The organism is Streptomyces sp. NPDC092370 (assembly GCF_044755265.1).
GTDB lineage: Bacteria > Actinomycetota > Actinomycetes > Streptomycetales > Streptomycetaceae > Streptomyces.
In genome coordinates, this window is sequence record NZ_JBIVQO010000002.1 from 718,068 (window position 1) to 730,819 (window position 12,752).

A 12,752-nucleotide genomic window follows, 5' to 3' on the forward strand; every position below is an offset into this window, starting at 1 on the left:
GAGGGTTGCATCTTTCGCATAATTCCAGGGTCTTCGTCCCCCGCACCGCTTACCTGCCGTAGCATCCCTCTACGGGCCACCCCACCTGCTCCTCCGTCAACGTACGGATCACCAGGCGCAGTTGGTCCGTCTCGGGAGGACGTTATGAAGCATCGCGGCAGACACCGGCGGCGCAGGCGGGGCAGGGCGCTGCGCGCGACACTGGCCGGGACGGCCCTCGCGCTCACCGCCGCCGCCACCCTGATCAGCGCCTCGCAGGCCACCGTCGCCGATGCTCCCGGGGCGCTCAAGCCGGTCGCGCACGACGAGGGCGGGCGACTGCCGCTGGCCGAGCACCGGGTGCCCGGAAGGTGGCTGGACCGGCTCGCGTCGAAGATGGGCCGGCCCGTGGGCGTCGGTGCGGTGCTGGAGGATGCCGACCTCTTCTTGCGGGACGCGGCCCACTGCTCGACGGCCGAGAAGCACAGCCTGCCGGTGGAGCCGGCGGCCACACGCGCGTACTGCTTCGGCGGCTCCGACACCCGGGGCTGGCGGGCCGGCGCGGTCACCACCTCCGGCGACGCGGACGACGACGGCCGCTGGGGCGGCAACCGCGTGATCCTCTCCGGCTGGACCCGCGGCGCCGCCGAGGGCGGGTCCATGGACGGCCCGGCTCCCGGGCAGGGCCTGGCCAAGGTCGCCTTCGTGGACGCGAACGACCCCGCCCGGCTGCGCTACACCTGGGCCCTGCTGGCCGTCCCGGTGGACGGCGGGCAGGACTACCGGGGGCTCGTCTCCCCCCTGTCCGGCATGGTCTGGTACCAGGACAAGCTGCTGGTGACGACCCGAGAGCGCGACCGGGACGCGCTGTACGTGTACGACATGGACCGCATCCAGCGCGCCACCGTCGAGTCCGACGCGGTCGGCCGGGTCCGGGGCGGCTGGGCGGCGCACGGCTACCGGTACGTGCTGCCCGCCGTGGCCTCGTACACCCTGCCCGGCGGTGACGACGTGTCCCGCCCGGCCACCGTCTCCCTGGACCGCAGCACCTCCCCCGACACTCTGGTCGCGAGCGAGTGGGTACCCGCGGACGGGGACCGGCGCACCCGGCTGTGGCGCTACGCGCTGAGCCGGGACCCGGCCCGCTCGGGCCTGCTCAGCACGGACCTTTCCGGACGGGCCGCCCCGGTCGAGGCGTACGAGACGAAGGCGACCGATGTGCGGGGGGTCCTGGCCTACCGCTCGGGCTGGTATCTGGACCGCGCGGCGGGAGGCCCGGGCGGTCACGGAACGCTGTGGCGCCAGGACACGGAGGGCGCGCGGGCGACGGAGTGCGGGACGGACGAGACACGGCACTGCTGGAGCGGCCGGTCCGGTTCCCTGTCGTACTGGGAGGAGACCGGCGAGGTCTGGTCCCAGTCGGGGCGGACGCTGTTCGCGCTGCCGCTGGCGTCGGTCGACCGGGCGCTGGACTGACGGGCGCCGCTCACGAAGACACCGGGCCGATCGACAGACCGGCGGGGCGGATGATTGTCTGACCCGTATGACCACCATCGCCGTGACCACTTGGTCCCTGGAGCAGACCGCCCCGACCGACCTGCTGCCGAGCGCCGCGCCGGACGGGGACGTCCGGGTCGTCCGCTCCGAGGTGCCCTCGCCCGAGTTCAGCCGGTACCTGTACGCGTCGGTGGGCGGCGACATCCTCTGGACGGACCGGCTCGGCTGGTCGTACGCGCGGTGGGTGGAGCACCTGGAGCGGCCCGGCGTGGAGACGTGGGTGGCGTACGACCGGGGCACGCCCGCGGGGTACGTGGAGCTGGAGGCGCAGGACGAGGCCGTCGTGGAGATCGTCTACTTCGGGCTGCTGCCCTCCTTCCGGGGCCGGCGCATCGGCGGGCACCTGCTGTCGTACGGCACGGCCCGGGCCTGGGACCTCGCGGACCGCTGGGCGGGTCTGGCGCCGACGAAGCGGGTCTGGCTGCACACCTGCAGCAAGGACGGCGAGCACGCGATGGACAACTACCGGCGGCGGGGCTTCAAGCTGTTCGACACCAAGGTCGAGCAGGAGGCGGAGGCCGCCGCTCCGGGACCGTGGCCTGGAGCGTTCCCCGTCTGACCTGGACGGACACGGCGGGGGCGCCCGATGTGACTCACGACACCCTTGTCTTGCTGTGCGAGACAAGGGTGTCCGCATTTTGGACGAAGCTGGACTGTGTCCAGATCGCCGTGACACGCTTCCGTCATGTCCGGAACTGGAATTGCCTTGGTGAGTCGGCGGCACGTCGACCTCGGCCGCATGTCCAGCGCCATCTGTCCGGCGCACTGAGCGTACTCAGCCCGCGCCCGGCTCCCCTGCTTCTCCCCCTTTCCCGCGCAATGACGCGCACGTATGCCCGTGCGCGCACGCGCAGGTCAGCGCCTCCCTCCCGTCACCCGACCGCCACCCCTCAACGACGGCGCCGCGCGCCGCCCCCTGCCCATTGCCTGTCCGAAGGACGTATCAACCATGGCCGCCACCCCGCAGAAGCCTGCCGCCGCGACTCCCCGCCGCAAGGTGAGCCGTCACCGCGGTGAAGGCCAGTGGGCCGCGGGGCACTTCACCCCGCTGAACGGCAACGAGCAGTTCAAGAAGGACGACGACGGTCTCAATGTGCGGACACGCATTGAGACGATCTACTCCAAGCGGGGCTTCGACTCGATCGACCCGAACGATCTGCGCGGCCGCATGCGCTGGTGGGGGCTGTACACCCAGCGCAAGCCCGGCATCGACGGGGGCAAGACGGCCATTCTGGAGCCGGAGGAGCTGGACGACGAGTACTTCATGCTGCGCGTCCGGATCGACGGCGGGGCGCTGACCACGCGGCAGCTGCGCGTCATCGGTGAGATCTCGCAGGAGTTCGCGCGCGGCACCGCCGACATCACGGACCGGCAGAACGTCCAGTACCACTGGATCCGCATCGAGGACGTGCCCGAGATCTGGAACCGGCTGGAGGGCGTGGGCCTGTCGACGGTCACCGCCTGCGGCGACACCCCGCGTGTGATGATCGGCTCGCCGGTGGCGGGCATCGCCGAGGACGAGATCATCGACGCCACCCCGGCGCTGGAGGAGATGAAGCGCCGCGTCCTGAACAACCCGGCGTACTCGAACCTCCCCCGCAAGTTCAAGACGGCCATCTCGGGTTCGCCGGTGCTGGACGTGGTGCACGAGATCAACGACGTCGCGTTCGTCGGTGTCGTCCACCCCGAGCACGGCCCCGGCTTCGACGTGTGGGTCGGCGGCGGCCTGTCCACCAACCCGAAGCTGGGCGTGCGGCTGGGCACCTGGGTGTCGATCGACGACGTCCCGGACGTCTACGAAGGCGTCATCTCGATCTTCCGTGACTACGGCTACCGTCGGCTGCGCACCCGCGCCCGCCTGAAGTTCCTCGTCGCCGACTGGGGGCCGGAGAAGTTCCGGCAGGTGCTGGAGGACGAGTACCTGAAGCGCAAGCTGGTGGACGGTCCCGCCCCGGAACAGCCGTCCCAGCTGTGGCGCGACCACATCGGCGTCCACCGGCAGAAGGACGGCCGGTTCTACGTCGGCTTCGCGCCGCGCGTCGGACGCGTCGACGGCGCGACGATCACCAAGATCGCCGACCTCGCGGAAGCGCACGGCTCGGGCCGGGTGCGCACCACCGTCGAGCAGAAGATGATCGTCCTCGACGTCGAGGAGAACCAGGTCGACTCGCTCGTCGAGGCCCTGGAGGCGCTCGACCTCACCGCCCGGCCCTCCTCCTTCCGGCGCGGCACCATGGCCTGCACCGGCATCGAGTTCTGCAAGCTCGCCATCGTCGAGACCAAGCAGCGCGGTTCGCAGCTGATCGACGAACTGGAGCGCCGTCTGCCGGACTTCGACGAGCCGCTCACCATCAACCTCAACGGCTGCCCGAACGCCTGCGCCCGTATCCAGGTGGCGGACATCGGTCTCAAGGGCCAGCTCATGCTCAACGACCAGGGCGAGCAGGTCGAGGGCTACCAGGTGCACCTGGGCGGCGCCCTGGGCCTGGAGGCCGGCTTCGGCCGCAAGGTGCGCGGCCTGAAGGTCACCTCCGAGGAACTCCCGGACTACGTCGAGCGCGTCCTGAAGCGGTTCCAGGCCGAGCGCGAGGACGGCGAGCGGTTCGCCGCGTGGGCGTCGCGGGCCAGCGAGGAGGCCCTGTCGTGAGCGAGCGGGCGGCACCGTTCTACTGCCCCTACTGCGGCGACGAGGACCTGCGTCCGAGCGAGGCCGCCGAAGGCAGGCACGGCGCGTGGGAATGCGCGGCGTGCAGCCGGGCCTTCTCGCTGAAGTTCCTCGGGCTGCTGGCCCAGGGGCTGAAGCGATCCGATTCCGGAGGGGCACAGATATGACGACCGTTCAGGACATGCGCACCGCCGAGGAACTGAAGCAGCTCGCCGAGCGGGCGGGCCGTGATCTGGAGGACGCCTCCGCGCTGGAGATCCTCCAGTGGGCGGCCGAGACGTTCGGCAAGCGCTTCTGCGTGACCTCCTCGATGGAGGACGCGGTGGTCGCCCACCTCGCCGCCCGCGCCATGCCCGGCGTCGACGTGGTCTTCCTCGACACCGGTTACCACTTCGAGGAGACCATCGGCACCCGCGACGCGGTCGAGGCCGTGATGGACGTCAACCTCATCACGCTCACCCCGGTTCAGACGGTCGCCGAGCAGGACGCCCAGTACGGCCCGAGGCTGCACGACCGCGACCCCGACCTGTGCTGCAAGCTGCGCAAGGTGCAGCCGCTGGAGCAGGGCCTGAAGGACTACCGGGCCTGGGCGACCGGTCTGCGCCGCGACGAGTCACCGACCCGGGCGAACACTCCGGTGGTCGGATGGGACGAGAAGCGGCAGAAGGTCAAGATCTCGCCCATCGCCCGCTGGACCCAGGACGACGTGGACGCGTACGTCACCGAGCACGGCGTCCTGACGAACCCCCTGCTGATGGACGGCTACGCCTCCGTCGGCTGCGCCCCCTGCACCCGCCGGGTCCTTCAGGGCGAGGACGCGCGCGCCGGCCGCTGGGCGGGCCGCGGCAAGACCGAGTGCGGGCTGCACGGATGACGACGACGATTCAGGAGAGTGACGTGACGACCGGAGCCACCGTCTGGCTCACGGGTCTGCCGAGCGCCGGCAAGACCACGATCGCCTACGAACTGGCCGGCCGGCTCCGCGAGGACGGCCACCGGGTGGAGGTGCTCGACGGCGACGAGATCCGCGAGTTCATCTCGGCGGGCCTCGGCTTCAGCCGCGAGGACCGGCACACCAACGTGCAGCGCATCGGCTTCGTCGCCGAGCTGCTCGCCCGCAACGGTGTGCTGGCCCTCGTCCCGGTCATCGCGCCGTACCAGGACAGCCGGAACGCGGTGCGGGGGCGCCACCAGGCGAACGGCACCGCGTATGTCGAGGTGCACGTGGCCACGCCGGTCGAGGTGTGCAGCGAGCGGGACGTGAAGGGCCTGTACGCCAAGCAGGCCGCGGGTGAGCTCTCGGGGCTCACCGGGGTCGACGACCCGTACGAGGCGCCCGAGTCGCCCGATCTGCGCATCGAGTCGCAGAACCAGACCGTGCAGGAGTCCGCGGCTTCCGTGTACGCCCTGCTGACCGAAAGGGGACTGGCATGACGACCGCCGCCACCGTTTCCGAGGAGACCGACAGCCCGTACGCGCTGTCGCACCTCGACGCCCTCGAGTCCGAGGCGGTGCACATCTTCCGCGAGGTGGCGGGCGAGTTCGAGCGGCCGGTGATCCTCTTCTCCGGCGGCAAGGACTCCATCGTCATGCTGCACCTGGCGCTGAAGGCCTTCCGCCCGGCGTCGGTGCCCTTCTCGCTGCTGCACGTGGACACCGGGCACAACTTCCCCGAGGTCCTCGCCTACCGCGACCGCACGGTGGACAGGCACGGGCTGCGGCTGCACGTCGCCTCGGTACAGGACTACATCGACCGCGGTGTGCTCAAGGAGCGCCCGGACGGCACCCGCAATCCGCTCCAGACGCTGCCGCTGACCGAGAAGATCCAGGCGGAGAAGTTCGACGCCGTCTTCGGCGGCGGCCGCCGCGACGAGGAGAAGGCCCGGGCCAAGGAGCGGGTGTTCTCGCTGCGCGACGAGTTCTCCCAGTGGGACCCGCGCCGCCAGCGCCCGGAGCTGTGGAACCTGTACAACGGCCGGCACGCGCCGGGCGAGCACGTCCGCGTGTTCCCGCTGTCCAACTGGACCGAGCTCGACGTGTGGCAGTACATCGCCCGCGAGGGCATCGAACTGCCCGAGATCTACTACGCGCACGAGCGCGAGGTGTTCTCCCGCAGCGGCATGTGGCTGACCGCCGGCGAGTGGGGCGGACCGAAGGACGGCGAGAGGGTCGAGAAACGGCTCGTGCGCTACCGGACCGTGGGTGACATGTCCTGCACCGGCGCGGTGGACTCCGACGCCGACACCATCGAGAAGGTGATCGTGGAGATCGCCGCCTCCCGGCTCACCGAGCGCGGCGCCACCCGCGCCGACGACAAGATGTCCGAGGCCGCGATGGAAGACCGCAAGCGCGAGGGGTACTTCTAGAGATGAGCACGATCACGACCGAGGAGCTCTCGGAGACCACCCTCCTGCGGTTCGCCACCGCCGGTTCCGTCGACGACGGCAAGTCCACCCTCGTCGGGCGGCTGCTGCACGACTCCAAGTCGGTCCTCACCGACCAGCTGGAGGCCGTGGAGCGCGTCTCCGCGAGCCGCGGCCAGGAGGCCCCGGACCTCGCGCTGCTGACGGACGGCCTGCGGGCCGAGCGGGAGCAGGGCATCACGATCGACGTGGCGTACCGCTACTTCGCCACGCCCCGGCGGCGGTTCATCCTCGCCGACACCCCGGGCCACGTGCAGTACACGCGCAACATGGTCACCGGCGCCTCCACCGCCGAGCTGACGGTGATCCTGGTCGACGCCCGCAACGGCGTCGTCGAGCAGACCCGCCGGCACGCGGCCATCGCCGCCCTGCTGCGCGTCCCGCACGCGGTCCTCGCCGTCAACAAGATGGACCTCGTCGGCTACGACGAGAAGGTGTTCGCGGCGATCGCCGAGGAGTTCACGGCATACGCGACCGAACTGGGCGTCCCCGAGGTCACCGCCATCCCGATCTCGGCGCTCGTCGGCGACAACGTCGTGGAGCCGTCCGCGAACATGGACTGGTACGGCGGCCCGACCGTGCTGGAGCACCTGGAGACGGTCCCGGTCGCGCACGACCTGAGCCACTGCCACGCCCGGCTGCCCGTGCAGTACGTGATCCGCCCGCAGAGCCCGGACCACCCGGACTACCGCGGCTACGCCGGTCAGATCGCGGCCGGTTCCTTCCGCGTCGGCGAGGCCGTCACAGTGCTGCCGTCCGGCCGGGCCTCGAAGATCGCCGGTATCGACCTGCTCGGCGAGCCGGTCGAGGTGGCCTGGACGACGCAGTCGGTGACCCTCCTGCTGGAGGACGACATCGACATCTCGCGCGGCGACCTGATCGTGCCGAGCAAGGACGCGCCCGCGACCACGCAGGACATCGAGGCGACCGTCTGCCATGTCGCCGACGCCCCGCTGACGGTCGGGCACCGGGTGCTGCTCAAGCACGGCACCCGCACGGTCAAGGCGATCGTCAAGGACATCCCCTCCCGCCTCACGCTCGACGACCTGTCTCTGCACCCGCACCCGGGACAGCTCGTCGCCAACGACATCGGCCGGGTGAAGGTCCGTACCGCCGAGCCGCTGCCGGTCGACTCCTACGCCGACTCGCGCCGCACCGGTTCGTTCATCCTGATCGACCCGAACGACGGCACGACCCTGACCGCCGGCATGGTCGGCGAGTCGTTCGCCGCCCCGGAGCCGGTCAAGGACGAGTCCGAGGACGACGGGTGGGACTTCTGACATGACCTCCCCCGACTTCTACTCCATGTTCGCCAAGGAGGGCGGCCGCGTCGGCAGCGGTGCGCTCGGCAGCGGACAGGGCGGAGTGGCGCGATGTGTGCGCTGACGTACGCGCACCGCATGCGCGCCCTCACCCCCCACCGCCGTAGACGCAAACCTGCCGACCTCCCGGCCACGACCTGATCGGACCGTGACCGCCGGGCCTCCGAGAGGAACACCTCCCGTGCCTGCCTCATCCGCTCTTCGCCGCAGCCTCGCGGTCATCTCCGCACTTCCCCTGCTCACGCTGGCCGCCTGCGGCTACGGCTCCCAGGCCAAGGACGACGGCGCCGCCAAGGTCGCCGCCGGAGCGAAGAAGATCGACGGTCTCGACTCCGTCAAGATCGGCTACTTCGGCAACCTCACCCACGGCACCGCCCTCGTCGGCCGTCAACAGGGCATCTTCCAGAAGTCGCTGGGCGCCACCGAGGCGGAGTACGCGACCTTCAACGCGGGCCCGTCCGAGATCGAGGCGCTGAACTCCGGCTCCATCGACATCGGCTGGATCGGCCCGTCCCCGGCGATCAACGGCTACACCAAGTCCGACGGGAAGAACCTGCGCATCATCGGCGGTTCGGCGTCCGGCGGTGTGAAGCTCGTCGTCAACCCGGAGAAAATCAAGTCCCTGAAGGACGTCAAGGGCAAGAGGATCGCCACCCCGCAACACGGCAACACCCAGGACGTGGCCTTCCTGAACTGGGCCACCGAGCAGGGCTGGAAGGTCGACGCCGAGAGCGGCAAGGGTGACGTCACGGTCGTCCGCAGTGACAACAAGGTCACCCCGGACGCCTTCAAGTCCGGTTCGATCGACGGCGCCTGGGTGCCGGAGCCGACCGCGTCGAAGCTGGTCGCCGAGGGGGGCAAGGTGCTGCTCGACGAGGCGACGCTGTGGCCGGACAAGAAGTTCGTGATCACGAACATCATCGTGCGGCAGGACTTCCTGAAGAAGTACCCGAAGGTCGTCGAGGCCGTGCTCAAGGGCTCGGTCGAGACCAACAAGTGGATCAACGCCAACCCGGACGCGGCGAAGGAGGCGGCGAACAAGCAGCTGGAGCAGGACTCCGGCAAGGCGCTGCCCGCCGCTGTGCTGGACCCGGCGTGGAAGTCGATCCAGTTCACCGACGACCCGCTGGCCTCCACCCTCAGGACCGAGGCGGAGCACGCCGTGAAGGCGGGGCTGCTCGAGAAGCCCGATCTGGAGGGCATCTACGACCTCGCGCCGCTGAACGAGGTCCTCAAGGCCGAGGGCGAGCCCACGGTCGACGACGCCGGTCTCGGCGCGAAGTAAGCCCGCATCCCGAAGCCGCATTGTGAAGAGTTCCCAGGAGGTGACGACCATGGCCACGACCCTCGCCAAGGCCGCCGACGGCACCGGGGCGGCCACGCACGCCGCCCGGATCGCACACGTGTCGAAGTCGTATCCGGGCCCCGCCGGGCAGCAGCTCGTCCTGGACGACATCACTCTCGATGTCGCGCCCGGCGAGTTCGTCACCCTCCTGGGAGCCTCGGGCTGCGGCAAGTCCACCCTGCTCAACCTGGTGGCGGGCCTGGACCGGCCCTCCGTCGGCGAGATCACCACGGACGGCCGCCCGGCGCTGATGTTCCAGGAGCACGCGCTGTTCCCGTGGCTGACGGCGGGCAAGAACATCGAACTCGCCCTGAAGCTGAGGGGTGTGCCGAAGGCGGAGCGCCGCGAGCGTGCCGAGGAGCTGCTCGAACTGGTGCGGCTGAAGGGCGCGTACGGCAAGCGGGTGCACGAGCTGTCGGGCGGGATGCGTCAGCGCGTCGCGCTGGCCCGGGCGCTCGCGCAGGAGAGCAAGCTGCTGCTGATGGACGAGCCGTTCGCCGCGCTGGACGCCATCACGCGGGACGTGCTGCACGACGAGCTGACGCGCATCTGGCGCGAGACTCAGTTGTCCGTCCTGTTCGTCACGCACAACGTGCGCGAGGCGGTCCGGCTCGCGCAGCGTGTGGTGCTGCTGTCCTCCCGTCCGGGACGGATCGCACGCGAGTGGACCGTGGGTATTCCGCACCCGCGCCGCATCGAGGACTCCGCCGTGGCGGAGCTGTCCGTCGAGATCACCGAAGAACTGCGTGGGGAGATCCGCCGTCATGGCCAGCACTGATTCGACGACCGTCGCCAAGGACGGCAGCGATCTCGCCGGGCTGGAGGCGGGCCTCGACGCGCTGGAGTCGAGGCAGACGCTCCGCACGCCGTTCCGGCAGACCTTCGTCCAGAAGATCCTGCCACCCGTCCTCGCCGTCGCGCTGGTGCTGGCCCTCTGGCAGGCGCTCGTCTCCTTCAAGATCGTCGACGACCCGACCAAGCTGCCCGCTCCGTCCGCGGTGTGGGACGTCGTCCACACGGCATGGCTCCAGGGCGAGCTGCTCGGCTACATCTGGACCAGCGTCTCGCGCGGTCTGCTCGGCTTCTGCTTCGCCCTGCTGATCGGCACGCCGCTGGGTCTGATCGTGGCCCGGGTGAAGTTCGTCCGCGCCGCGATCGGCCCGATCCTGTCGGGTCTGCAGTCCCTGCCGTCGGTCGCCTGGGTACCGCCTGCGGTGATCTGGCTCGGCCTGAACAACTCGATGATGTACGCGGTGATCCTGCTCGGCGCGGTGCCGTCGATCGCCAACGGCCTGGTTTCCGGCGTCGACCAGGTGCCCCCGCTGTTCCTGCGCGCGGGCCGCACGCTCGGCGCGACGGGCCTGAAGGGCACCTGGCACATCGTCCTTCCGGCCGCCCTGCCCGGCTACGTGGCGGGCCTGAAGCAGGGCTGGGCCTTCTCCTGGCGCTCCCTGATGGCCGCCGAGATCATCGCGTCCTTCCCCGACCTCGGCGTCGGCCTCGGCCAGTTGCTGGAGAACGGCCGCAACGCCAGCGACATGGCCATGGTGTTCGAGGCCATCCTCCTGATCCTCATCGTCGGCATCGCCATCGACCTGCTCATCTTCAGCCCGCTCGAGCGGTGGGTGCTGCGCAGCCGGGGCCTGCTGGTGAAGAACTGACGCCCATGATCGACAAGCCCGTTCTCCTCGTCATCGCCCACGGCAGCCGCGACCCGCGCCACGCCGCGACGGTGCACGCCCTGGTGCGCCGGGTGCGCGCACAGCGCCCCGACGTGCGGGTGGAGACGGGCTTTCTGGAGTTCAACGTCCCTTCCGCGCAGGGGGTCCTGGAGTCCCTGGCGGTGCAGGGCGTCCGCGACGTCGTCGCCCTGCCCCTGCTCCTGACGCGGGCGTTCCACGCGAAGGCGGACATCCCCGCGGTCCTCGCGGACGCGCCCCCGCAGCTGCGCATCCACCAGGCGGAGGTCCTCGGCCCTTCCCCCCTCCTCGTGGGGGCCCTGGAACGACGCCTGTACGAGGCGGGGCTGACCCCCGCCGACAAGTCCTCGACCGGGGTCGTCCTGGCCTCGGCCGGGTCCACCGACCCGGAGGCGATCGCGGTGATCGCAGCAATCGCGCGGGAGTGGCGGCACACCGGTTGGTGCGCCGTGCGGCCTGCGTTCGCCTCCGCTGGTTCTCCCGCGGGGTTCCCCCGCACCGAGGACGCCGTCCGCGAACTGCGCGCGTCGGGTTGCTCGCGCGTCGCCGTCGCCCCCTACGTCCTGGCCCCCGGCTTCCTCCCGGACCGCATCGCCCGGGGCGCGGCGCAGGCGGACGTCCTGGCGGGCGTCCTGGGCTCGGCGCCGGAGGTGGCGCGGGTGGTGCTGGAACGGTACGAGGCGGCACGGGTGCCGCTGCTCGCGGCGGTCAGCGCCTGACCTCGGCCGGCCGGCGGGGCGGGCTCCGAACGGGCCCGGCTCGAAGCCGTCAGGTCGGGAATGCGGTCACGGTGCCCCTCACGCCGCCGTCTCCTCGTGCGGCTGGGGCTGGAGGGCGAAGGAGTAAGGGGCCCATGGGCCGCTGATCTCCACGCGGAGGCCGGGGACGCCCCGGGCGGCCGCGAGGATGCCCGTGCGGAAGGCGGCGACCCGGTCCTTCGGGACGAGGTAGGCGTCGTTGCCGATGTTGGTGCCGGGGGCCGAGCCCGCCAGGCTGCCGCGTTCGGGGGTGTGAGTGACGCGGTCGACGGCGAGGGCGCGGGCCGTTTCGGTGAGGCGGGCGGCGGCCAGGGCGACCGTGTGCCAGGCGTCGTCGTTCCGGCGTTGTCTGCGGCGGCGGATCACCTGGTAGGCGCGGCCGACTCCGAGGCCGGTGATCGGGCCCTGTTCGGGCTCGGTGCCGGCTTCGGGCGGGGTGATGTCCGCGGTGGCGTAGATCTTGACGCCGAGTTCGACGTGGCCCGTGAGACGGGCGAGCAGGGAGAGGAAGTAGCCGCGGCGGGTGTCGAGGGCCTGCCGGGCGGTGTCATCGTCGCGGTAGACGGTGGCCAGGCGCAAGAGGAAGCACGGCGGCGCCGGAGGCGACCAGGGCGGCCACCACGGCGTGGTGGGAACGGACCGTGGACTCCAGCCAGTCCAGGTCGTCGAGGTGGGCCTGGAGGGGGGCGTCGGCATAGTCGGCGGGCGGGACGTGGCCGACGGCGAAGGCGAGCTCGGGGCTGGTGACCGCCGGGGTGACCAGGTGGATCGGCTCTCCGGCGACACCGCGCAGGCGGGCCGTCGCCGCCGCGGCCTCGGGGGTGCGGCGCAGGACCGCGTAGGCGTAGACGAGGTTCGTGTCACTCATGACTGCGGGCTCCTGTCGGTGGCCGTGCGATTCCTCTCGCGAGACTCCGTTCTCGTGCCGTCCCTCCGTCCCTAGGTACGGAGGTGGCGGCGGAGGTGTTCACATGAACGGCGACCGGGTTGACCTTGCCCCTGG

The 12,752-nt window shown here is 70.9% G+C and carries 15 protein-coding genes; 13 read left to right on the forward strand and 2 right to left on the reverse strand.

What is annotated here, in order from left to right; all coding sequences use genetic code 11:
• Window positions 1–144: 144 nt before the first annotated feature.
• The 13 genes from ACIQHQ_RS09825 to ACIQHQ_RS09885 all read left to right on the forward strand — a co-directional run bounded on the left by ACIQHQ_RS09825 (window position 145) and on the right by ACIQHQ_RS09885 (window position 11,710).
• Window positions 145–1,455, forward strand: a complete 1,311-nt coding sequence (locus ACIQHQ_RS09825; RefSeq protein ID WP_402611272.1) for a hypothetical protein — start codon at window positions 145–147, stop codon at window positions 1,453–1,455.
• A gap of 67 nt (window positions 1,456–1,522) precedes the next feature.
• Window positions 1,523–2,095 (forward strand): GNAT family N-acetyltransferase, encoded by a 573-nt coding sequence (locus ACIQHQ_RS09830; protein ID WP_402611274.1) that lies wholly within the window; start codon window positions 1,523–1,525, stop codon window positions 2,093–2,095.
• Between the two features lie 126 nt (window positions 2,096–2,221).
• A complete protein-coding gene (locus ACIQHQ_RS09835; protein WP_311241247.1) occupies window positions 2,222–2,305 on the forward strand; it encodes a putative leader peptide in 84 nt (27 codons plus the stop codon).
• Window positions 2,306–2,485: 180 nt separating this feature from the next.
• Entirely contained in the window at window positions 2,486–4,183 is a 1,698-nt protein-coding gene (locus ACIQHQ_RS09840) for a nitrite/sulfite reductase (protein ID WP_402611276.1), read from the forward strand.
• Window positions 4,180–4,368: a hypothetical protein gene (locus ACIQHQ_RS09845; protein ID WP_031133932.1), complete on the forward strand. Its 189-nt coding sequence runs from the start codon at window positions 4,180–4,182 to the stop codon at window positions 4,366–4,368. The genes ACIQHQ_RS09840 and ACIQHQ_RS09845 overlap by 4 nt, the downstream gene beginning before the upstream one ends.
• Window positions 4,365–5,075: a phosphoadenylyl-sulfate reductase gene (locus tag ACIQHQ_RS09850; RefSeq protein WP_402611278.1), complete on the forward strand. Its 711-nt coding sequence runs from the start codon at window positions 4,365–4,367 to the stop codon at window positions 5,073–5,075. The genes ACIQHQ_RS09845 and ACIQHQ_RS09850 overlap by 4 nt, the downstream gene beginning before the upstream one ends.
• Window positions 5,076–5,098: 23 nt before the next feature.
• Window positions 5,099–5,635, forward strand: coding sequence for an adenylyl-sulfate kinase (gene cysC / locus ACIQHQ_RS09855; RefSeq protein WP_402611280.1), 537 nt, complete (start codon window positions 5,099–5,101; stop codon window positions 5,633–5,635).
• Complete coding sequence (gene cysD / locus ACIQHQ_RS09860; protein WP_402611282.1) at window positions 5,632–6,567, forward strand: sulfate adenylyltransferase subunit CysD; 936 nt, start codon at window positions 5,632–5,634, stop codon at window positions 6,565–6,567. Before cysC ends, cysD begins: the two co-directional genes overlap by 4 nt.
• A gap of 2 nt (window positions 6,568–6,569) precedes the next feature.
• Window positions 6,570–7,904 carry a sulfate adenylyltransferase subunit 1 gene (locus tag ACIQHQ_RS09865; protein WP_402611284.1) on the forward strand — a complete coding sequence of 445 codons (1,335 nt, stop codon included), beginning with the start codon at window positions 6,570–6,572 and terminating at the stop codon, window positions 7,902–7,904.
• Window positions 7,905–8,127: 223 nt separating this feature from the next.
• A complete protein-coding gene (locus tag ACIQHQ_RS09870; RefSeq protein ID WP_402611285.1) occupies window positions 8,128–9,231 on the forward strand; it encodes an aliphatic sulfonate ABC transporter substrate-binding protein in 1,104 nt (367 codons plus the stop codon).
• A 49-nt stretch (window positions 9,232–9,280) separates the two neighbouring features.
• A complete protein-coding gene (locus ACIQHQ_RS09875) occupies window positions 9,281–10,069 on the forward strand; it encodes an ABC transporter ATP-binding protein (RefSeq protein ID WP_402611286.1) in 789 nt (262 codons plus the stop codon).
• Complete coding sequence (locus ACIQHQ_RS09880; RefSeq protein ID WP_402611287.1) at window positions 10,056–10,952, forward strand: ABC transporter permease; 897 nt, start codon at window positions 10,056–10,058, stop codon at window positions 10,950–10,952. The genes ACIQHQ_RS09875 and ACIQHQ_RS09880 overlap by 14 nt, the downstream gene beginning before the upstream one ends.
• A gap of 5 nt (window positions 10,953–10,957) precedes the next feature.
• Window positions 10,958–11,710, forward strand: a complete 753-nt coding sequence (locus ACIQHQ_RS09885) for a sirohydrochlorin chelatase (protein WP_402611289.1) — start codon at window positions 10,958–10,960, stop codon at window positions 11,708–11,710.
• 78 nt (window positions 11,711–11,788) lie between these two features.
• Here the strand turns inward: ACIQHQ_RS09885 and ACIQHQ_RS09890 are convergent, their stop codons facing one another.
• Together ACIQHQ_RS09890 and ACIQHQ_RS09895 are read right to left on the reverse strand one after the other, a co-directional pair.
• Window positions 11,789–12,328 carry a GvpL/GvpF family gas vesicle protein gene (locus ACIQHQ_RS09890; protein WP_402611290.1) on the reverse strand — a complete coding sequence of 180 codons (540 nt, stop codon included), beginning with the start codon at window positions 12,326–12,328 and terminating at the stop codon, window positions 11,789–11,791.
• Complete coding sequence (locus ACIQHQ_RS09895; RefSeq protein WP_402611292.1) at window positions 12,297–12,617, reverse strand: GvpL/GvpF family gas vesicle protein; 321 nt, start codon at window positions 12,615–12,617, stop codon at window positions 12,297–12,299. The genes ACIQHQ_RS09890 and ACIQHQ_RS09895 overlap by 32 nt, the downstream gene beginning before the upstream one ends.
• Window positions 12,618–12,752 lie beyond the last annotated feature (135 nt).

Coding starts and splice junctions, on each gene's coding strand:
- ACIQHQ_RS09825 (WP_402611272.1), top strand. CDS start 145: ATGAAGCATCGCGGCAGACACCGGCGGCGCAGGCGGGGCAGGGCGCTG.
- ACIQHQ_RS09830 (WP_402611274.1), top strand. CDS start 1,523: ATGACCACCATCGCCGTGACCACTTGGTCCCTGGAGCAGACCGCCCCG.
- ACIQHQ_RS09835 (WP_311241247.1), top strand. CDS start 2,222: ATGTCCGGAACTGGAATTGCCTTGGTGAGTCGGCGGCACGTCGACCTC.
- ACIQHQ_RS09840 (WP_402611276.1), top strand. CDS start 2,486: ATGGCCGCCACCCCGCAGAAGCCTGCCGCCGCGACTCCCCGCCGCAAG.
- ACIQHQ_RS09850 (WP_402611278.1), top strand. CDS start 4,365: ATGACGACCGTTCAGGACATGCGCACCGCCGAGGAACTGAAGCAGCTC.
- cysD (WP_402611282.1), top strand. CDS start 5,632: ATGACGACCGCCGCCACCGTTTCCGAGGAGACCGACAGCCCGTACGCG.
- ACIQHQ_RS09865 (WP_402611284.1), top strand. CDS start 6,570: ATGAGCACGATCACGACCGAGGAGCTCTCGGAGACCACCCTCCTGCGG.
- ACIQHQ_RS09875 (WP_402611286.1), top strand. CDS start 9,281: ATGGCCACGACCCTCGCCAAGGCCGCCGACGGCACCGGGGCGGCCACG.
- ACIQHQ_RS09880 (WP_402611287.1), top strand. CDS start 10,056: ATGGCCAGCACTGATTCGACGACCGTCGCCAAGGACGGCAGCGATCTC.
- ACIQHQ_RS09885 (WP_402611289.1), top strand. CDS start 10,958: ATGATCGACAAGCCCGTTCTCCTCGTCATCGCCCACGGCAGCCGCGAC.
- ACIQHQ_RS09895 (WP_402611292.1), bottom strand. CDS start 12,617: ATGAGTGACACGAACCTCGTCTACGCCTACGCGGTCCTGCGCCGCACC.